Annotated in this window: 15 protein-coding genes; 2 read left to right on the top strand and 13 right to left on the bottom strand. The window is 71.3% G+C overall.

What is annotated here, in order from left to right; translation table 11 throughout:
- Positions 1-35: 35 nt before the first annotated feature.
- The 6 genes from serA to AC068Z_RS31395 all read right to left on the bottom strand — a co-directional run bounded on the left by serA (position 36) and on the right by AC068Z_RS31395 (position 10013).
- Positions 36-1625 (bottom strand): phosphoglycerate dehydrogenase, encoded by a 1590-nt coding sequence (gene serA / locus AC068Z_RS31420; protein WP_478563210.1) that lies wholly within the window; start codon positions 1623-1625, stop codon positions 36-38.
- Between the two features lie 287 nt (positions 1626-1912).
- A complete protein-coding gene (gene ilvC, locus AC068Z_RS31415) occupies positions 1913-2911 on the bottom strand; it encodes a ketol-acid reductoisomerase (protein WP_451721745.1) in 999 nt (332 codons plus the stop codon).
- A gap of 118 nt (positions 2912-3029) precedes the next feature.
- Positions 3030-3554: an acetolactate synthase small subunit gene (gene ilvN, locus AC068Z_RS31410; RefSeq protein ID WP_093722996.1), complete on the bottom strand. Its 525-nt coding sequence runs from the start codon at positions 3552-3554 to the stop codon at positions 3030-3032.
- Positions 3555-3575: 21 nt separating this feature from the next.
- Positions 3576-5426, bottom strand: coding sequence for an acetolactate synthase large subunit (locus AC068Z_RS31405; RefSeq protein WP_478563205.1), 1851 nt, complete (start codon positions 5424-5426; stop codon positions 3576-3578).
- A gap of 231 nt (positions 5427-5657) precedes the next feature.
- Positions 5658-8657, bottom strand: a complete 3000-nt coding sequence (locus tag AC068Z_RS31400) for a putative bifunctional diguanylate cyclase/phosphodiesterase (RefSeq protein WP_478563202.1) — start codon at positions 8655-8657, stop codon at positions 5658-5660.
- Between the two features lie 381 nt (positions 8658-9038).
- Positions 9039-10013: a 2-hydroxyacid dehydrogenase gene (locus AC068Z_RS31395; protein WP_478563199.1), complete on the bottom strand. Its 975-nt coding sequence runs from the start codon at positions 10011-10013 to the stop codon at positions 9039-9041.
- A gap of 75 nt (positions 10014-10088) precedes the next feature.
- On the opposite strand from AC068Z_RS31395, the gene AC068Z_RS31390 reads away from it, so the two are divergent.
- Together AC068Z_RS31390 and AC068Z_RS31385 are read left to right on the top strand one after the other, a co-directional pair.
- On the top strand, positions 10089-11087 hold the full coding sequence (locus AC068Z_RS31390) for an aldo/keto reductase (RefSeq protein ID WP_478563196.1): 999 nt from the start codon (positions 10089-10091) through the stop codon (positions 11085-11087).
- A 265-nt stretch (positions 11088-11352) separates the two neighbouring features.
- Positions 11353-12519, top strand: coding sequence for a PQQ-dependent sugar dehydrogenase (locus AC068Z_RS31385; protein ID WP_478563193.1), 1167 nt, complete (start codon positions 11353-11355; stop codon positions 12517-12519).
- A 3-nt stretch (positions 12520-12522) separates the two neighbouring features.
- Here the strand turns inward: AC068Z_RS31385 and AC068Z_RS31380 are convergent, their stop codons facing one another.
- From AC068Z_RS31380 to AC068Z_RS31350, 7 genes are all read right to left on the bottom strand, one after another.
- On the bottom strand, positions 12523-12657 hold the full coding sequence (locus AC068Z_RS31380; RefSeq protein ID WP_478563190.1) for a hypothetical protein: 135 nt from the start codon (positions 12655-12657) through the stop codon (positions 12523-12525).
- Between the two features lie 25 nt (positions 12658-12682).
- Positions 12683-15742 (bottom strand): helix-turn-helix transcriptional regulator, encoded by a 3060-nt coding sequence (locus AC068Z_RS31375; protein WP_478563187.1) that lies wholly within the window; start codon positions 15740-15742, stop codon positions 12683-12685.
- 65 nt (positions 15743-15807) lie between these two features.
- Positions 15808-15993: a hypothetical protein gene (locus AC068Z_RS31370; protein WP_478563184.1), complete on the bottom strand. Its 186-nt coding sequence runs from the start codon at positions 15991-15993 to the stop codon at positions 15808-15810.
- 197 nt (positions 15994-16190) lie between these two features.
- Positions 16191-16745 carry a hypothetical protein gene (locus AC068Z_RS31365; protein WP_478563181.1) on the bottom strand — a complete coding sequence of 185 codons (555 nt, stop codon included), beginning with the start codon at positions 16743-16745 and terminating at the stop codon, positions 16191-16193.
- Between the two features lie 35 nt (positions 16746-16780).
- The gene (locus tag AC068Z_RS31360; protein ID WP_478563178.1) at positions 16781-17356 is read right to left on the bottom strand and encodes a GNAT family N-acetyltransferase; all 576 of its coding nucleotides are present in this window, start codon (positions 17354-17356) and stop codon (positions 16781-16783) included.
- Positions 17334-19562: an MMPL family transporter gene (locus AC068Z_RS31355; protein WP_478563175.1), complete on the bottom strand. Its 2229-nt coding sequence runs from the start codon at positions 19560-19562 to the stop codon at positions 17334-17336. The genes AC068Z_RS31360 and AC068Z_RS31355 overlap by 23 nt, the downstream gene beginning before the upstream one ends.
- A 194-nt stretch (positions 19563-19756) precedes the next feature.
- The gene (locus AC068Z_RS31350; protein ID WP_478563172.1) at positions 19757-20059 is read right to left on the bottom strand and encodes a hypothetical protein; all 303 of its coding nucleotides are present in this window, start codon (positions 20057-20059) and stop codon (positions 19757-19759) included.
- Positions 20060-20108: the final 49 nt, after the last annotated feature.

Here is a 20108-nt window from a genome sequence, read left to right as displayed (position 1 = left end):
GTTCCGGGGGCGGGGCCCCCGGGGTCACGGCAACCTCAGACCAGGTTCACCGCGCGGGCGGAGGTCGCCCCGATCTCCTCGGCGACCTCGGCCAGCACGGCCGCGGTCACCGCGTCGTCGACGGTCAGCACGGCCAACGCCTCGCCGCCCACCGCCGCACGGGCGACCTGCATACCGGCGATGTTGATGCCCGCCTCGCCGAGGACCCGGCCCACGGTGCCGACGACACCCGGGCGGTCCTCGTAGCGCAGCACCACCATGTGGTCGGCGAGCGCGAGGTCGACGTCGTAGTCACCGACCGCGACGATCTTCTGGAGGTGCTTGGGACCGGCCAGCGTGCCGGAGACCGCGACCTCCTCGCCGCTGCCGAGCGTGCCGCGCACGGTGACGACATTGCGGTGGTCGGCCGACTCCGAGCTGGTCGTCAGCCGCACCTCGACACCGCGCTCCTGGGCGAACAGCGGGGCGTTGACGTAGGACACCGTCTCGTCGACGACGTCCTCGAAGACGCCCTTGAGCGCGGAGAGCTCGAGCACCTTCACGTCGTGCTGGGTGATCTCGCCGTAGACCTCGACGTCGAGGCGGACCGCGACCTCACCGGCGAGCGCGGTGAAGATCCGGCCGAGGCGCTCGGCGAGCGGCAGACCCGGCTTGACGTCCTCGGCGATGACACCGCCCTGGACGTTCACCGCGTCCGGGACCAGCTCACCGGCGAGCGCGAGCCGCACCGAGCGGGCGACGGCGATACCGGCCTTCTCCTGCGCCTCGTCGGTGGAGGCACCGAGGTGCGGGGTGGCGACGACCTGGTCGAACTCGAAGAGCGGGGAGTCCGTGCAGGGCTCCTTCGCGTACACGTCGAGACCGGCGCCGGCGACCCGGCCCTCCTTGAGGGCGGAGTAGAGCGCCCCCTCGTCGACGATCCCGCCGCGCGCGGCGTTGACGATGCGGACGCTCGGCTTGACCTTGCGCAGCGCCTCGTCGCCGATGAGACCGAGGGTCTCGGGGGTCTTCGGCAGGTGCACGGTGATGAAGTCGGAGACCTCGAGCAACTCGTCGAGGGACAGCACCTTGACGCCCATCTGCGCGGCCCGGGCGGGCTGCACGTAGGGGTCGTACGCGACGACCTTCATGCCGAAGGCGGACATGCGCTGCGCGACGAGCGCGCCGATGCGGCCGAGACCGACGACACCGAGGGTCTTCTCGGCGAGCTCCACGCCCGTGTACTTGCTCCGCTTCCACTCGCCGTTCTTCAGCGCGGCGTTGGCCTGCGGGATGTTGCGGGCGGTGGCGAGCAGCAGGCCGCAGGCCAGCTCGGCGGCGGTGACGATGTTGGACGTCGGGGCGTTGACGACCATCACGCCGGCCTTGGTGGCGGCGGAGACGTCGACGTTGTCCAGGCCGACGCCGGCTCGTGCGACGACCTTCAGCTTGTTCGCGGCGGCGATGGCCTCGGCGTCGACCTTGGTGGCGGAGCGGATCAGGATCGCGTCCACGTCGGCGATGGCCGGGAGCAGCTCCGCCCGGTCGCCGCCGTTGCAGTGGCGGATCTCGAAGTCCGGGCCGAGGGCGTCCACGGTCGCGGGCGACAGCTCTTCAGCGATGAGTACGACGGGTTTCGAGCTCACGTGAGTCCTCACATGTCCATTGCGGACGGCCGTCCCGACGGCCGCAGGCGGTGGAGGGGGAGCGGCGCCGGAGAAGCGGGCGGCGTGGGGACGTGCCCCTCACTTCTTCGGTGTCGCTGGGCCGCGTGGAAGACGCACGACGCTGTGGGCCTGACGCGTATGTTGTGCAGCAGTGTAGTGCTGCGGGCTGAGGCGTCTTACGCCTCAGCGGAAGGATCACTCGTCCGTGGCTGGACGATGTGGACAACGGGGCCGGAGCGAGCGCTCCGACCCCGTGGCCCCGATGCTTACGCGTCCTCGTTGACCCAGCTCATGAGCTTGCGCAGCTCCTTGCCGGTGGTCTCCAGCAGGTGCTCGGAGTCCTGCTGCTTGTACTCGTTGTACTTCTTCAGACCGCCGTGGTACTCGGCCATCCACTCCCGCGCGAAGGTGCCGTCCTGGATCTCGGCGAGGACCTTCTTCATCTCGGCCTTGGTGGCGTCGGTGATGATCCGCGGGCCGGTGACGTAGTCGCCCCACTCGGCGGTCTCGGAGATCGACCAGCGCATCTTCTCCAGGCCGCCCTCGTACATGAGGTCCACGATCAGCTTCAGCTCGTGCAGGCACTCGAAGTACGCGATCTCCGGCTGGTAGCCGGCCTCGGTCAGCGTCTCGAAACCGGCCTTGACCAGGGCGGCCGTACCACCGCAGAGGACGGCCTGCTCACCGAACAGGTCGGTCTCGGTCTCCTCGGTGAAGGTGGTCTTGATGACGCCGGCGCGGGTGCCGCCGATGCCCTTGGCGTAGGACAGGGCGAGCGCGAAGGCGTTGCCGGTGGCGTCCTGCTCGACGGCGGCGATGCAGGGAACGCCGCGGCCCTCCTCGTACTGGCGGCGGACCAGGTGGCCCGGGCCCTTGGGGGCGACCATGCAGACGTCCACGCCCGCCGGGGGCTTGATGAAGTCGAAGCGGATGTTCAGGCCGTGGCCGAAGAACAGCGCGTCGCCGTCCTTGAGGTTGTCCTTGATGGACTCCTCGTAGACCTGGGCCTGGATCGGGTCCGGGACGAGGATCATGATGACGTCGGCCTCGGCGGCGGCCTCGGACGGGGTCACCACGCGCAGGCCCTGCTCCTCGGCCTTGGCCTTGGACTTGGAGCCCTCGTGCAGACCGACGCGCACGTCGACACCCGAGTCACGGAGCGACAGCGCGTGGGCGTGGCCCTGGCTGCCGTAACCGATGACCGCGACCTTGCGGCCCTGGATGATGGACAGGTCGGCGTCGGCGTCGTAGAACAGCTCGGCCACTTTGGGTTCTCTCCTTGTGTGCAGGTGTTGCGTTCCACCGTATGACGGCGGGCGGAAGGGAAGTTCGGGGGTCTCGGTATACGGGCGGCCGGTTGTGCCCGGCCGCCCGGATCCGTCGTTACGCCGACCGGTCGAGGGCGCGCAGCGACCGGTCCGTGATCGAGCGCGCACCGCGGCCGATCGCGATCGTGCCGGACTGGACCAGCTCCTTGATGCCGAACGGCTCCAGCATCTTGAGCATCGCCTCCAGCTTGTCGCTGGAACCGGTGGCCTCGATCGTCACGGCCTCCGGGGAGACGTCGACGGTCTTGGCGCGGAACAGCTGGACGATCTCGACGATCTGGGAGCGCGTCTCGTTGTCGGCGCGCACCTTCACCAGAACGAGTTCGCGCTGAACGGCCGAACCGGGCTCCAGCTCGACGATCTTCAGCACGTTGACGAGCTTGTTGAGCTGCTTGGTGACCTGCTCGAGCGGCAGGTCGTCGACGCTCACCACGATGGTGATGCGGGAGATGTCGGGGTGCTCGGTGACGCCGACCGCGAGCGAGTCGATGTTGAAGCCGCGGCGGGAGAACAGGGCGGCGATCCGCGCCAGGATGCCGGGCGTGTTCTCCACCAGGACCGAGAGCGTGTGCTTGGACATGATCTTCTACGTCTCTCTGCTTCAGTCGTCTTCGTTGTCGCCGAAGTCGGGGCGGACGTCCCGGGCGGCCATGATCTCGTCGTTGGAGGTGCCGGCGGCGACCATCGGCCACACCATCGCGTCCTCGTGGACGATGAAGTCGATGACGACCGGGCGGTCGTTGATCGAGTTCGCCTCCTCGATGACCTTGTCGAGGTCGGCCGGGTCCTCGCAGCGGATCGCGTAACAGCCCATGGCCTCCGACAGCTTGACGAAGTCGGGGACGCGGGTGCCGGCGCTCGGCGACTTGCCGTCCGCCTCCGGGCCGCTGTGCAGCACGGTGTTGGAGTAGCGCTGGTTGTAGAAGAGGGTCTGCCACTGGCGGACCATCCCGAGGGCGCCGTTGTTGATGATGGCGACCTTGATCGGGATGTTGTTCAGGGCGCAGGTGGTGAGTTCCTGATTGGTCATCTGGAAGCAGCCGTCGCCGTCGATCGCCCAGACGGTCTGGTCCGGGGCTCCGGCCTTGGCGCCCATCGCGGCCGGGACCGCGTAGCCCATGGTTCCGGCGCCGCCGGAGTTGAGCCAGGTCGCGGGCTTGTCGTAGTCGATGAAGTGCGCGGCCCACATCTGGTGCTGGCCGACGCCCGCCGCGAAGATCGTGCCCTGCGGGGCCAGTTGGCCGATGCGCTGGATGACCTGCTGCGGGGAGAGCGAGCCGTCCTCGGGCTGGTCGTAGCCGAGCGGATAGGTCTCGCGCCAGCGGCTGAGGTCCTTCCACCAGGCCTCGTAGTCGCCCCGGTGACCCTCGCTGTGCTCCTTCTGCACGGCCTGGATCAGATCGGCGATGACCTCACGCGCGTCCCCCACGATCGGCACGTCCGCGGCCCGGTTCTTGCCGATCTCGGCCGGGTCGATGTCCGCGTGGACGATCTTGGCGTACGGGGCGAAGCTGTCCAGCTTGCCGGTGACGCGGTCGTCGAAGCGGGCGCCGAGGGCGACGATCAGGTCAGCCTTCTGCAGACCGGTGACGGCGGCCACCGAGCCGTGCATGCCGGGCATGCCCAGGTGCTGCGGGTGGGTGTCCGGGAACGCGCCGAGCGCCATCAGGGTGGTGGTGACGGGCGCGCCGGTCAGCTCGGCGAGGACCTTCAGCTCGGCGGTGGCCTGTGCCTTGAGGACGCCGCCGCCGACGTAGAGGATCGGCCGCTTGGCGGCGGTGATCAGCTTGGCGGCCTCGCGGATCTGCTTGGCGTGCGGCTTGGTCACCGGGCGGTAGCCGGGCAGGTCCATGGTGGGCGGCCAGGAGAAGGTCGTCTGCGCCTGGAGCGCGTCCTTGGCGATGTCGACCAGGACCGGGCCGGGGCGGCCGGTGGAGGCGATGTGAAACGCCTGCGCGATCACCCGCGGGATGTCCTCGGCCTTGGTGACCAGGAAGTTGTGCTTGGTGATCGGCATGGTGATGCCGACGATGTCCGCCTCCTGGAAGGCGTCGGTGCCGATCGCCTTGGAGGCGACCTGCCCGGTGATCGCGACCATCGGCACCGAGTCCATGTGCGCGTCGGCGATCGGGGTGACCAGGTTGGTGGCGCCGGGTCCCGAGGTCGCCATGCAGACACCGACCTTGCCGGTGGCCTGCGCGTAGCCGGTGGCGGCGTGGCCCGCGCCCTGCTCGTGCCGGACCAGGACGTGGCGGACCTTGGTGGAGTCCATCAGCGGGTCGTACGCCGGGAGGATCGCACCGCCGGGAATGCCGAATACGGTGTCGGCGCCGACCTCCTCGAGAGAGCGAATGAGGGACTGCGCACCCGTGACGTGCTCGGGCGCGGACTGCTGTCCTCCGGAACGGGGCCGCGGCTGCGGATGATGGGCCCCGGTGGCCTGCTCGGTCATCGGCATTCTCTTCTCGATGCTGAGGGTTTTTGCGAAGTTTGGGCGGTGTACGGCTGCTGCTCGGCAGGTGCCTGTGCAACAAAAAACCCCTCGTGCCGTAAGGCAAGCGAGGGGAGCGCGCCGGGAGTGGGTCGCTGAGCGATCAAGGGCTCAGCGTCAGCCGACGCGCTTTCCAAGTACGAGAATTCGGGTGCGCATGGCACTGACCCTCCCCCCGGCACGCATCGCGTGTCAAGGTGGTGGGACGGGCGTCTCATTATGTGAGCGAAGGGCACTGCTGCCTCCGAGAACAGCGGACACACTTCCGGTGTACACCGGTGCCGCACCCCCGGCGAACGCGGGCTCCACCGGTCCGTGCGGGACCGGAAAATGGCCGGATCCGAGCGCTCTGCGCAGCCGGTACTCGTCCAGCGGGCCGGAGAAGGCCATGCCCTGTCCGTGGGTGCAGCCCATCGCGCGCAGCGCCACCACCTGCTCGGGCAGGTCCACCCCGTCGGCCACGGACTGCAGCCCCAGATCGGTGGCGATCCGCAGCAGGCCGCTGGTGATCTTGTGCAGCCGCGCGGACTCGACGACGCCCTCGACCAGACCGCGGTCGATCTTGAGGATGTCGACGGGGAGTCTGCGCAGCGCGGTGAGCGCCGCACTGCCACTGCCGAAGCCGTCCAGCGCGATCCGCACGCCGAGCCTGCGCAGCGCGCTCAGCCTGCGCTCCAGCTCGTCCAGCGAGACGCGGACGTCGGTGTCGGACAGCTCGATCACCAGCGAGCCCGACGGCAGCCCGTGCCGGGTGAGCAGGGCCTCGATCGAGTCGAGCGGCATCGAGCGGTCCAGCAGCCGGCGCGCGTTCATCCGGACGCAGACCGGTACCGCGAGCCCCGTCGCGGTGCGCTCGGCGGCCTGCTCCACAGCCTCCTGCAGCATCCAGCGGCCCAGCTCGGCGGTCTTGTCGCTGTCCTCGGCCACCCGCAGGAACTCGGCGGGCGTGAACAGCACCCCTTGCGAGGACCGCCAGCGCGCCTGGGCGGCGACCGATGTGATCCGGCCGTCCTCCAGCGACACCACCGGCTGGTGCAGCAGCGCGAACTCGCCGTCGTGCAGCGCGGCCCGCAGTCGCGTGGCCAGCTCGGCCTTGCGTACGACGTCCTGCTGCATCTGTGGCTTGTACAGCTCGACCCGGCCCTTGCCGCCCGCCTTGGCGCGGTACATCGCGAGGTCGGCGTTGCGCAGCAGCTCCCCCGCGCCGAGGCCCGGCTCGGCGAAGGCGACCCCGATGGAGGCGTTGACCCGGACATCGTTGCCGTCGATGACGTACGGCTGCGACAGCGTGACCCTGAGGCGGTCGGCGAGCTCCAGGATGTTCCGTTCGCGAGCGGTACGGTCGCGGGTGCCGTCCCCGACGATGAGCGCGGCGAACTCGTCGCCGCCGAGCCGGGAGGCGGTGTCCCCGTGCCGGACCGCCTCCTGGAGTCTGCGGGCGGCCTGGACGAGCAGTTCGTCCCCGGCCTGGTGCCCGATGGTGTCGTTGACGGCCTTGAAGCCGTCGAGGTCGATGAAGAGGACGGCGGTGCCGCGCAGGGCGGCGCCGCGGTCGGAGGCACGGCGGCCGGAGAGCGCCTGCTGGACCCGCTTGGTGAACAGGGCGCGGTTGGGCAGGTCGGTGAGCGGGTCGTGCTCGGCGTTGTGCTGGAGCTGCGCCTGCAGGCGCACGCGCTCGGTCACGTCCCGGCTGTTGAAGATGAGGCCGCCGTGGTGGCGGTTGACGGTGGACTCGACATTGAGCCAGCCGCCGTCGCCGGACCGGAAGCGGCACTCGATGCGCGTAGTGGCTTCCTCCAGTGGGCTGGCGGCGAGGAAGCGGCGCACCTCGTGCACCACGCAGCCCAGGTCCTCCGGGTGGATCAGGTTGGCCAGTTCGGTCCCCACCAGCTCCTCAGCGGGGCGGCCGTAGACGCCGGCCGCGGCCGGGGAGACGTAGCGGAGGATGCCGTTCGGCGCGGCGATCATGATGACGTCGCTGGAGCCCTGCACCAGGGAGCGGAAGTGGTTCTCCTTCTGCGCCAGTTCCTGGGTGAGGGTGATGTTGTCGAGCAGCATGATGCCTTGGCGCATCACGAGGGCGAGCACCACGGTGCCGCCGGTGATGAGCACGACCCGGTCGACGCTGCGGCCGTTGAGGACGTTGTAGAGGATCCCCAACGTGCAGACGGCGGCGGCGAGATAGGGCGTGAGAGCGGCCAGCGAACCGGCGATCGGCCGGGCCGCCGGGTACCGGCTGTGATCACCTCCCGGCTCGGGCAGGTGGTGGTGGCCGCCACCACGCTGTCCCGGCAGGTGCTCGTGCACCACGCGCGTGTACCCCTCGCTCTCCTGCCGCTCGGCGTCGCCGTGCCGGGGGGCGGCCCAGGGCGCGTAGGCCAGCAGCAGCGAGCCCGCGAACCAGCCCGCGTCGAGGAGTTGGCCGGAACGGTAGTCGTTGTGCATCAGCGGCGAGGTGAACAGCGCGTCGCACATCACGGTCAGGGCGAGGGCCCCGATCGCGGTGTTCACGGCCGTGCGGTTCACCGACGAACGCCGGAAGTGCAGCGCGAGCACCATGCTGACCAGGGCGATGTCCAGCAGCGGGTAGGCGAGCGAGAGCGCGGTGTGCGCCACGCTCGTCGCCTCGGACGCCGCCGCGGTCTGCGCCAGGGCGAGGCTCCACGACAGCGTGAGCAGGGAGCCGCCGATCAGCCAGGCGTCGAGGCCGAGACAGACCCAACCCGCCTTGGTCACCGGGCGCTTGGCGAGCACCAGCAGCCCGACGATGGCGGGCGGGGCGAAGCAGAGGAAGAACCCGTCCGCGTAGGAGGGGCTGGGCACGGGCCGCTCCAGGACGACCTCGTACCACCCCCAGACCAGGTTGCCCAGGGCGGCCATCAGCGAGGAGAGGGCGAACAGCAGCCAGGCCGGCCGGAAGCGGATCCGGCGGTTGCGGGCGTAGACGAAGCAGGACACGGCCGCGGCTCCCGCCGCGGCGCTCAGTCCGAAGTCGCCCATGATCAGGGCGAGTTGGCTCGAGCCCCAGCCGCACGCGGAACCGACGGCGTATCCCGCGCACACCAGGGCCAGGGCGAGTTGGGGCACCAGACCGGTCCCGCCGCCGGTGGACGGCGGCCGGGGCAGCACCCCCGAGGCGGGCTGGGCCCGCAGCGCTCCACGCAGCGTGGTGGTGGGGGGCGGCGAGATCACCGGTCCCTCCCGGTCCGCGCCGCTCCCGGGTCCCGAGTGTCCCGGTGCGCTGGGTGTGCGTGCCTCCTGCGGCCGCTGTGCCTGCGGTGGTGGCTGTGGTGTCCGCCGTGGTGGCCGCGTCTGCGCGCCGTCGTGCGCCAGGGTCGCCGCCGGCGGCCCCGCCGCGTCGGATCGTTGGTCCATAGGCCGTGCATCGCCCGTCGCCCCCCTCACAGTCTGAAATGTCCATCCCCGGCGCCGAACGGTGCGCGGCGCAGCCCCTGTCGGGACGATACACCAGTCTCGTCACTCAGGGACATAGGTTCTCTACGCTCCGTGACGATCAACGAGGGTGCGGGCACTGCCCGCTTCCGGAAGGTTGCGGAGGGTGCCCGAACCGGATTACGTGGCCGTCGTATCGGTCGCGGGGCCGCTGGGGACACCCGTCGTAAGGATCACGTTGCGCAGGGGCTCCCGGTTCACGAATCGGTTCAACTGGTCCGCCAGCAGGCGCTTGGCGCGCGGCAGGAAGGCGGATGTCGGGCCCCCCACGTGCGGGCTGATGAGCACGCCGGGCGCCTGCCACAAGGGGTGGCCGGGGGGCAGCGGTTCGGGGTCGGTGACGTCCAGGGCCGCGGTGATGCGCCCGTTCTCCAGTTCCGCGAGCAGGGCCTTGGTGTCGACGACGCCGCCGCGGGCGACGTTCACCAGCAGCGCCCCGTCCTTCATCCGGGCCAGGAAGGCGGCGTCGACCAGGTGCCGGGTGGTCGAGGTGAGCGGTGTGGACAGCACGACGACGTCCGCCTCCGGGAGCAGGGAGGGCAGTTCGGTGAGTGGGTGCACTGGACCGCGCGCCGTGGTGCGCTCGGAGCGCGCGACGCGCGCCACCCGCGCCAGCTCGAACGGCGCGAGCCGGTCCTCGATGGCGGCGCCGATCGAGCCGTATCCCACGATGAGAACGGTCTTGTCGGCGAGGGCGGGCCGGAACCCGCCGCGCCACTCCCCCTTGTCCTGGGCGCGCACGAAGTCCGGGATGCCGCGCAGCGAGGCCAGGATCAGGGCGAGGGTGAGCTCGGCGGTGCTCGCCTCGTGCACCCCGCGCGCGTTGCAGAGCTGGACGCCGGGACCCAGGTGCCGCAGGCCGGGCTCGACGTGGTCGGTGCCGGCGGAGAGTGTCTGGACGACCCGGACGGAGCTCATCCGGGGCAGCGGACGCTGTCCGAGGCCCGGCGGCTTCATGTAGGGGACGACGTAGAAGGCGCACGCGGCGGGGTCCGCGGGGAAGTCCTCGGCACCGTCCCAGAAACGATACTGCGGGCCCTCGGGGAGCCCTTCGATCTCTTCCGGCGGGATGGGAAGCCACACGTCAGGAGTCATGTCAGGAGGCTATGTCAGGGAGCCCGGACGGCAGAGGTTAGGTTGGGGTGCCGGAAGAGGGAGGGTCACGAGCAGGTGGAGCGCAGGACGATCGGCGCGGCGGCGCTCGCGGTGGGGGCTGTCGGACTCGGGTGCATGCCGATGAGCTGGGCGTACAGCGGATCACGGCAGCGCGGTGACGAGTCGCTGAGGGCCGTGCACCGGGCGCTCGATCTGGGCTCGACGCTGCTGGACACGGCCGACATGTACGGCCCGTTCACCAACGAGCTGCTGTTGGGGCGGGTGTTGAAGGAGCGTCGGCAGGACGCCTTCGTGTCGACCAAGGTCGGACTGCTGGTCGGCGAGCAGCACATCGTGGCCAACGGCCGCCCCGGGTACGTGAAGCGCGCCTGCGACGCCTCGCTGCGGCGGCTGCAGACGGATGTGATCGACCTCTACCAACTGCACCGCGCGGACCCGGAGGTCCCGGTCGAGGAGACCTGGGGCGCGATGGCGGAGCTCGTACAGGCGGGCAAGGTAAGGGCGTTGGGCCTGTGCGCGGTGGGCGCGCGCGGCGGCCGCCGGTCCGGTACCCGGCTGCACGACGCCACCCTGCGCCAGTTGCGGCGGATGCAGCAGGTGTTCCCGGTGAGCGCGGTCGAGGCGGAACTGTCGGTGTGGTCGCCGGAGGCGCTGGAGTCGCTGCTGCCGTGGTGCGAGGCGCGCGGCATCGGCTTCCTGGCCGCGATGCCGCTCGGCAACGGCTTCCTGACCGGCACGCTGACCCCCGGCGAGGGCTTCGAACCGGACGACGTGCGCGCCCGGCACCCTCGCTTCACGGCGGAGATGATGGCGGCCAACCAGCCGATCGTGGCGGGCCTGCGCCGGATCGCCCACCGCCACGGCGAGGACGTCACCCCGGCCCAGGTGGCGCTGGCGTGGGTCCTGGCACAGGGCCGGCACGTGGTCCCGGTCCCGGGCGCGAAACAGGAACGCTGGGTGACGGAGAACGCGCACGCGGCTTCCCTGCGGCTCACGGCGGAGGATCTGGCGGAGGTGGGACGGCTGCCTGGGGCGCGGGGGTCGTGGGACTGACCGGGCGGCGTTCGATCCGATCAGCCGCTGGATCTGCTCGATCTGCAAGATCCGCAAGATCCGCTCGATGTGCTTGATCCGCTCGATGTGCTTGATCCGCTCGATGTGCTTGATCCGCTTGATCCGCGCCCGCAGCGGCGGCTCCGCGGCGGGCGCGGTACCGGCCCCATGATTCGGGGTTTCGTGATCGGGAACCTGTGAGGCGCGAGCGGTGTATGACAGGTAGAACCCGCGTCGGGACCGCCGCGTCGAAGGGACCAAGATCGTGCAACGTCGAGCTGTGACGGCCGTACTGGCCGCGGCCGCACTCCTGCTGACGGCGGGGTGCTCCTCCGACGAGGACGGGGGATCGTCGGGCGGCGGTGACGGCACGGCGTCGAGGGATACGACCTCGGCGGCGCCGTCCTCGTCGGGGGCGACCGAGGAGACCCCGCCGGCCAAGGGCTCGGCCGAGGTGGTGCGCACCGTCGCCGAGGGCCTCGCGACACCCTGGGGCCTGGCCCCGCTGCCCGACGGCGACCTGCTCGTCTCCTCGCGCGACGAGGCCACGATCACCCGGGTCGACCCCGAGACCGGCAAGAAGACCGAGGTGGGCGAGGTGCCCGGGGTCTCCCCCGAGGGTGAGGGCGGCCTGATGGGCCTCGCGCTCTCCCCGGACTACGCCTCGGACCACATGGTCTACGCCTACTTCACCTCGGCCTCGGACAACCGCATCGTCCGCATGCTCCTCGACGAGGACAAGCCGGCCGGCGAGCAACTCGGCGCGCCCGACACGATATTCAGGGGCATCCCCAAGGGTTTCATCCACAACGGCGGCCGGATCGCCTTCGGCCCCGACAAGATGCTGTACGCGGGCACGGGCGAGAGCGGCGACACGGGCCTGTCCCAGGACAAGGATTCCCTGGGCGGCAAGATCCTGCGCATGACCCCGGAGGGCGAACCCGCCCCGGGCAACCCCTTCGGCGACTCCCCTGTGTACTCCTACGGCCATCGAAACGTCCAAGGCCTGGCCTGGGACACCAAACAGCGGCTGTTCGCGGCGGAGTTCGGGCAGGACACCTGGGACGAGCTGAACGCGATCAAGCCGGGCGACAACTACGGCTGGCCGGAGGCCGAGGGCAAGTCCGACGACCCGGCCTACCACAACCCCATAGCGCAGTGGAGGACCGACGAGGCCTCCCCCAGCGGCATCGCCTACGCCGAGGGCTCGATCTGGATGGCAGGCCTGAGGGGCGAGCGCCTGTGGCGCGTCCCCCTGAAGGGCACGGAGGCCTCGGCGGACCCCCAGCCCTTCCTGGAGGGCGAGTACGGCCGCCTGCGCACGGTGGTCGCGGCGGGCGGCGACAAACTGTGGCTGACGACGAGCAACACCGACGGCCGAGGCGACCCGAAGGACGGCGACGACCGGATCCTGGAAGTGCGGGTGAAGTAGGGCCTACTCGTCCTCTATCAGCGACCGGTCGAGGATCGCCACGGACAGGAGGCCGCGCTCCAGGAGCTTGCGTCGGTCCTCGGGGAGCGCGTCTCGCTGTGCTGCGACGCGCTCGGTGTACTCGAGCTGGTACACCACGGCTCCTCCCTGGTGGCCTGCCCTACTATCCCGCCCCCAGCCGCTCCCCGTCCCCCATCGCGAACAACCCCAGCCGATGCGCCACCGCCGCCGCCTCGCCGCGGCCCGAGACACCGAGCTTGCCGAGGATGTTGGACACGTGGACGCTCGCCGTCTTCGGGGAGATGAAGAGTTCCTCGGCTATCTGGCGGTTGGTGCGGCCCGCCGAGACCAGACGGAGGACGTCCCGTTCCCGGGTGGTGAGGCCGAGGGGGTCGGCGTCGGGGCGGGGCGCGTCGGGGGTCAGGGGGAGGCGGGCGCGTTGGGCGAGGGAGGCGGTCTCGTCGGCCAGGGGTCGGGCGCCCAGGTGGACGGCGACCGCGTGGGACAGGCGGAGCAGCTCCGCGGCGGCGGCCCGGTCGTCCTCGCCGCCGGCCGTCAGCAGGGCCTCGGCGAGACGGTGGCGGACCCGGGCGAGGTCGTAGGGGCGCTGGAGCTGTTCGAAGGCGGTGACCACCGTCGACCAGAGATCGGGGGGCGCGTGGCCCTCGGCGCGCCGGAGTTCCGCGCGGACCCACTGGTCGTGGGCGTACCAGATGGGGGCGTCGGTGGTGAGGGTCTTCACGGCTCCGAAGAGGCGTTCCAGGGTCTCGCCGCGTCCCTGCGCGGCGGCGGGCAGGTCCCGGGCGTCGGCCTCGGCGGTGGCGGCGGCCAGCAGCAGGGGCCAGGCGTAGCGCTGGGTGCCGGGCTGGAAGTCGGTCTCCAGGGTGCGCGCGAGTTCGGCGCGGGCGTCGGGGAGACGGCCCTCCGCGGCGGCGAGGGCGATGGCGAGCCGGGACAGGGGCAGGTCGTTCTGGGGCATGGGGTCGTGGGTGCCGTAGGCGGCGCGGCCGTAGGCCAGATGCCGGGCCGCCTCCTCGACCTGCCCGCGGGCCAGGGCGAGGGTGCCCAGGCAGTGGGCGGCGCAGCCGCGCGGCTTGGCGACCTGTCCCGTGCGCTGGGCGGTGACCGCCGCCTGAACGGCCTCCTCCCAGGAGCCCAGGGAGATCAGCGCCTCGCCGAGGTTGGCCCAGAGCCAGGCCTCGGAGTCCCGCAGCCCTCGCTCCTGGGCGAGCCGCAGGCCCTCGCGCACGACGCCGACCGCGTCCTCGGAACGGCCGATGCCCTCCAGGGCGGACGCCAGGTTGATGTGGCTGCGGCCCAGCACGGACGGCGCTCCCGCACGCACCGCCTGCTCCCGGACCTCGGACATCACCGCCAGCCCGGTGTCGATGTCCCCGGCGTCGACGAGCAGCCCGCCGAGGGTGAGGCGGGCGTTCAGCTCGATGTCGGTGGCGCCCACCATGCGCGCGTACTCGACGGCGCGCTCGGCCGCGGTCATCGCCTCCGGCCCCGGCGAGTGGACCATGGCCCAGCCGGCCACCGTGGCCAGCACCTCGGCGTGCACCTCGGACGGGGGCAGCCCGCGGACCAGTTCCTGCGCCGTGGCGATCTCCTGCCAGCCGTCGCCGCGGGCCTGCGCCTGGACCAGCCGTGAGCGCTGGATCCAGAACCAGGCGGCGCGCAGGGGATCCGCCTCGCCGTCCAGCAGGTGCAGCGCCCGCTTGGTGATCTTCAGCGCGCGTTCCCGCTCCCCGCACAGCCGTCCCGCGACGGCCGCCTCGGCCATCAGGTCGAGGTAGCGCAGGGGTGTGGTGGCGGGGTCGCAGCCGCAGGGCGGATAGGCCTCGGCGTAGTCGAGGGGGCGCAGGGTCGCCCGGACCTCCTCAGGGGCGGTGTCCCACAGCTCCATCGCGCGTTCCAGGAGGCTGAGTTGCTCGGCGTGGGCGTGCCGGCGGCGGGCCGTGACGGAGGCGTCGAGGACGGTGGGCAGGGCCTTGGCGGGGTCGTGGGCGTGGTACCAGTAGCTGGCCAGCCGCATCACGCGTTCGTCGGCGGGCACGAGGCTCGGATCGGTCTCCAGGGCCTCGGCGTAGGCGCGGTTGAGGCGGGAGCGCTCGCCGGGCAGCAGGTCGTCGCCGACGGCCTCGCGGACCAGCGAGTGGCGGAAGCGGTAGCCGTCGCCGGCGGGCGCGGGGGTGAGGATGCTGGCGTTGACGGCGGCCCGCAGCGCCTCGATGAGGTCGTCCTCGGCGAGCCGGGCGACGGCGGCGAGCAGCCGGTACTCGACGGTGGAGCCGCCCTCGGCGACGATCCGGGCGACCCGCTGTGCGCTCTCGGGCAGCGCCTCGACCCGCACCAGGAGCAGATCGCGCAGGGAGTCGGTGAGCCCGGTGCAGCAGCCCTCGTGGGCGGCGACGGCGAGTTCCTCGACGAAGAAGGCGTTGCCGTCGGAGCGTTCGAAGATCTCGTCGACCGTGCCGGGGTCGGGTTCGCCGGCCAGGATCCCGGCGATCTGACGGCCGACCTCGGCGCGGCTGAAACGGGCGAGCTCGATCCGGCGGACCGTGCGGAGCCGGTCGAGTTCGGCGAGCAGGGGGCGCAGCGGGTGGCGTCGGTGGATGTCGTCGGAGCGGTAGGTGGCGAGGACGACCAGGCGGCCGGTGCGCAGGGTGCGCAGCAGATAGGCGAGCAGGTGGCGGGTGGAGGCGTCGGCCCAGTGCAGATCCTCCAGGACGAGGACCACGGTGCGGTCGGCGGCGACCCGCTCCAGCAGTCGCGCGGTGAGTTCGAAGAGGCGGGCCATGCCGTTCTCGTCGTACCGCTGGGAGCCGGTCTCGCCGAGTTCGGGCAGCAGCCGGGCCAGTTCCTCCTCCTGGCCCGCGGCGGCCTCGGCCACTTCGCCGGGCAGTTCGTGGCGCAGGGCGCGCAGGGCGGTGGAGAAGGGGGCGAAGGGCAGTCCGTCGGCGCCGATCTCCACACAGCCGCCGAGCGCGACGACGGCACCGTCGCGGGCGGCGGCGCTCGCGAACTCCTCGACCAGGCGGGTCTTGCCGACCCCGGCCTCACCGCCGACGAGCAACGCCTGCGGCTCTCCCCCAGTGCCGAAAGCCTGGGAGGTGCCCCCGGCGGCAGCGCGGGCGAGCGCGTCGTTCAGGGTCTGCAACTCGTCGGCGCGACCGACGAACACCGGGCTGACGGACTGGGTCTCCACGGGCCAGAGCATCGCACGCGGCTCCGGCGGCGGGGCACCGGTTTTCACCGGTGGCCCCGCACCCAGTCCCCCGGCGGTCATGCGGCGCGGGTGGTCCGCAGCCGGCCGAGGCGGGAGCTATGCACCTCGCCCTCGGCGGCCCGTCGGGCGGCTTCCCGGCGGGCGGCGCGGCGCGTGCGGACGACCTCGCGGGCCAGACGCTCGTTCTGGGCCTCGCGGATCAGTTCGGCGGAACGGAGGTGGTGGAGCTCGTACTCGAACATGGTGTCCCCTGCTGAGAGTTGGTTTCGAAGGCTTCGCTTTCTGCGATGCCTCAACTCTCGTCTCCCAGGGGGCTGCGCCACATCGGGAGAGTTCCGCATCTTCGGCGGTGGGCGGGGCCTTAGACGCGCGTGAGGGGCCTCAGAGCCTCCGTAAGGTACTCACGGATGCCCTAAGACCCCTCAGGACCTGCGGTGACTCAGCTGGTGGAGGGCAGGCCGAGCAGCACGTCGGTGTACTTGAGTACGGCCATCAGCAGGCCGATCACGCCGAGTGCGACGCCCGCCCAGGCGACCGACTTGATCCACACGGGCTGCGGCTTGCCGGGGGCGCCGAAGGCGGGCCGGGCCAGCGTGAACACGCCCACGATCAGGCCCAGGAGCGCGAACAGTCCCGCCCACAGGGCGGTGGTCTGCCAGGCGTCGCCGTAGACCTCCTTGACCTGCTGGGCCACGGTCGCGCTGGAGGAGGTCTCCAGCTGGCCGATGAGGGTCTCGCGCGCGGAGGCGACCGTGCCGATCCAGCCGCCGGTCAGCGACACCAGGCCGAGGGCCGCGGAGACGACCGCGGCGGCGCCCTGCCCGACGAAGGAGGAGCCCTCCCGGGTGTCCTGGAGCCGCTCGTCGTCATCGAGGAGGTCGTCGCCGTTCTCGAGGATCTCGGCGTCGGTCTTGGTCACGTCCGCGGGCTCGGTGGCCTCGACGGCCTCCTGCTCCTCGGCGGTCTTCGTCTCGTCCACTGTCTTCGTTCCCATGTGTCGCACCGTACGGAGGCTGTCTGAGAGGTTTCTTAAGGAGCGCTGTGAGCGGTACGCGCGCGTGCCTCGTGCCACTCGGGGGCGAGGATCGCCCAGATCTCGGTGTCGTGGCGGACACCGCGGTGGGGGTAGTTCTCCCGCAGCACGCCCTCCCGGGCCATGCCGAGCCGCCGGGCCACGTTGACGCTGGGCACATTGGCCGCCGCCGCGTGCCACTCCACGCGGTGCATGCCACGCTCGTCGAAGGCGTGGTCCAGCAGCACCCGCATCGCGCGCGTGACGAGCCCTCGTCCGGTGCCCGCGGGCTCCAGCCAGCACCCGACCTCGCAGTTGCGGGCCTCGGCGTCGAAGTTCAGGAAGAGAACCCCGCCGACGAGCTTGCCGTCCTGCCACAGCCCGTGCAGGGACCCGGTGTCGGCGGCGCGCATGTCGGCGTACCGCTGGAGGACCTCACGGGCGCCGGCGACGTCCTGGGCCTTGGAGGCGAAGGGCACGTACTGGTTGATGAACTCCCGGCCCCGTTCCAGGTGCGCGAGGAACTCCTCGGCGTGCCAGGGCTCCAGCGGACGCAGTTCCGCACCGTCGTCACCCAGCGATATCGCGTACATCGTCCCGCTGCTCCTTCTCGAGCTCCACCACGACGTCGGCCAGCCTCTCATGGGCGGCGCGGGCCTCGGGCGGCTCGATGCTGATCCGCGGCAGCCGGGCGTCCAGCCAGCGGGGCAGCCACCAGTTGGCGCCGCCGAGCAGATGCATGAGGGCGGGGACGAGCAGGGTGCGCAGGACGAAGGCGTCCAGGGCGACGGCGGCGGCGAGCGCGATGCCGAACATGGCGATCACCCGGTCGCCGCTGAGCACGAAGGCGAGGAAAACCGAGATCATGATGACCGCGGCGGAGTTGATCACCCGGCTGGTCTCGGCCAGGCCGATCCGCACCGCCCGCCGGTTGTCGCCGGTCTCCAGCCACTCCTCGTACATCCGGCTGACCAGGAACACCTGGTAGTCCATGGAGAGCCCGAACAGCACGGACACCATGATCACGGGGAGGAAGGGCTCGATGGGCCCGGCGCGGCCGAGACCGAGCAGTTCGCTGCCCCAGCCCCACTGGAAGATCGCGACGACGACGCCGAAGGAGGCGGCGACGGCGGCGATGTTCATCGCGGCGGCCTTCAGCGGGATGCCGATGGACCGGAAGGCGAGCAGGAGCAAAAGACAGCCGAGGCCGACGACGACGCCCACGAACAGCGGCAGCTTGCCGACGATGACGTCGGCGAAGTCGTCGTAGCCCGCCGTCACCCCGCCGACCTGCACATCGAGCGAGGTGCCGGTCTCCGCTCGGGGCAGCACCTCCGAGCGGAGCCGCTCGACGAGGTCGCTCGTCCGCTGGGACTGCGGCGAGGACGCGGGGACGAGCGTGAGGTAGGCGGTGTCTCCGGCCGAGTTGAAGGTGACCGGCGTCACCGAGGCGACGCCCTCGGTGGACTTCAGCGCCGTGTCGAGGTTGTCCAGGGCGAGCTTGTCGTCGCCGCCGTCGACCTGCGTCACCAGGGTCAGTGGGCCGTTGACGCCGGGGCCGAAGCCGTCGGCGAGGAGGTCGTAGGCCTGGCGGGTGGTGGCGGTCTGCGGGTTGTTGCCCTGGTCGGAGGTGCCCAGGCGCAGGGAGAGCGTGGGCAGGGCGAGGAGCGCGATGACGACGAGGGCGAGGGCGCCGAGCAGCTTGGGGTGGCGCTCGACGAAGGCCGACCAGCGGGCGGCGAACCCGGTGGGCAGCTCCGGTTCGGGCCCGTGCTCGACCAGCCGGCGCCGCTCGCGGCGGCTCAGGGCGCGCATCCCGATGAAGGAGAGCAGGGCGGGCAGCAGGGTCACGGAGGCCGCGACGGTCAGCACCACGGTGAGCGAGGCGGCGATCGCGACGCCGTTGAGGAAGTTGAGCCGCAGGATCAGCATCCCCAGCAGGGCGATGCAAACGGTGGCACCCGCGAACACGACGGCGCGTCCGGTGGTCGCGACGGCGTTGGTGATGGACTCGGTGACGGGCAGTCCGCGCTTCAGACCGCGCCGGTGCCGGGTCACGATGAACAGCGCGTAGTCGATGCCGACGCCCAGACCGACCAGCATGCCGAGCATGGGCGCGAAGTCGGCGACGGTCATGACGTGCCCGAGCAGCACGGTCCCGGCGTAGGCGGTGCCGACGCTGACCAGGGCGGTGGCGATGGGCAGCAGGGAGGCGGCGAGCGAGCCGAAGGCGAGGAAGAGCACGACGGCGGCGACGGCCACCCCGACCACTTCCGCGAGATGCCCGCCGGAGGACTCGGTGAGCCCGACGGCGGTGCCCCCGAGCTCCACCTGGAGCCCGTCGGCCTCGGCCGCCAGGGCGGTGTCGACGACGGCCTGTGCCTCGGCGCGGTCGATGTTCTCGGCACTGTCGTCGAAGGTGACGGTGGCGTAGGCCGTACGTCCGTCCGCGCTGACCTGGGACGCGCCGTGACCGTCGTAGGGGCCGGTCACCGAGGCCACGCCGGGCAGCTCGGCGATCTCCTCCAGGGTGCGGGTCATCGTCTGCTGGACGTCGGCGGCGCGGACCGTGCCGGAGTCGGTGTGCCAGACGACGGTGTCGCTGTCGCCGCCGAGGCCCGGGAAGCCGTCCTTCAGGAGCTGGGTGGCGCGGCCCGACTCGGTGCCGGCGACGTCGTAGTCGTTGGAGTACGCGGTGCCCGCGATCACGGCGCCCGCGCTCACCCCGCCGAGAGCGAGGAGCCACAGCAGTACGGCGACGAGGCGGCGCTGGACACACCAGCGTGCGAGGGCTGCCACGAACGTGCTCCCAGGAGTTCCGATTTATGGATCTTTGACCGGGAGTTGTCGTTCATGAGGTGAACAGCCCGCAAAGAACGCATGAGCAATGCGAGGACCACTCTTGCAGGCGAAAGTGATCCTTTGATGCGTTCGTGGGCTTATTCACAGGAGTGGGAGGCAGATCACAGGACAGTAACGACCGCTCTGTCACGTCAGTCGAACTGGTCCCCGAACGCCATCACCGTCACCCCGGCGATCAGCAGCCACAGCGCGCGCCGGGTCCGCCCGCGGGAGCCGAGGAGGGCCGCGAGGCCGCAGACACCGGCGCCGAGGGCGTAGGCGGCCGGGACGAGGGCCGGGGCGGGCCCGGTGGCGCGGAGTGTGGAGGCGGCGAGGCCGGCCAGGGTCAGCAGCGCGCCGACCGCGACGGCGGTCCAGCGGGCTCGCCGTGCGTCGTGCACCTCGTCCGCCTCGGCTATGTCCGCGGGGTTCTCGGAATCGGGGCGTCCACTCATGACGGGCGAGCGTAGCGCCCTTTGCTGAGCGCCGGATCACTGGTCGAGC

The organism is Streptomyces sp. NPDC043726, assembly GCF_056436565.1.
Note: the sequence above shows the minus strand (reverse complement) of the source record. Positions and strands in the feature narration are given on the sequence as shown.

Bases quoted from the DNA above. Each gene is read 5' to 3' on its own strand.
- AC068Z_RS31350 (WP_478563172.1), bottom strand. From the start codon at position 20,059: ATGAGTGGACGCCCCGATTCCGAGAACCCCGCGGACATAGCCGAGGCG.
- ilvN (WP_093722996.1), bottom strand. From the start codon at position 3,554: ATGTCCAAGCACACGCTCTCGGTCCTGGTGGAGAACACGCCCGGCATC.
- AC068Z_RS31395 (WP_478563199.1), bottom strand. From the start codon at position 10,013: ATGACTCCTGACGTGTGGCTTCCCATCCCGCCGGAAGAGATCGAAGGG.
- AC068Z_RS31375 (WP_478563187.1), bottom strand. From the start codon at position 15,742: ATGCTCTGGCCCGTGGAGACCCAGTCCGTCAGCCCGGTGTTCGTCGGT.
- AC068Z_RS31365 (WP_478563181.1), bottom strand. From the start codon at position 16,745: ATGGGAACGAAGACAGTGGACGAGACGAAGACCGCCGAGGAGCAGGAG.
- AC068Z_RS31370 (WP_478563184.1), bottom strand. From the start codon at position 15,993: ATGTTCGAGTACGAGCTCCACCACCTCCGTTCCGCCGAACTGATCCGC.
- AC068Z_RS31405 (WP_478563205.1), bottom strand. From the start codon at position 5,426: ATGACCGAGCAGGCCACCGGGGCCCATCATCCGCAGCCGCGGCCCCGT.
- AC068Z_RS31360 (WP_478563178.1), bottom strand. From the start codon at position 17,356: ATGTACGCGATATCGCTGGGTGACGACGGTGCGGAACTGCGTCCGCTG.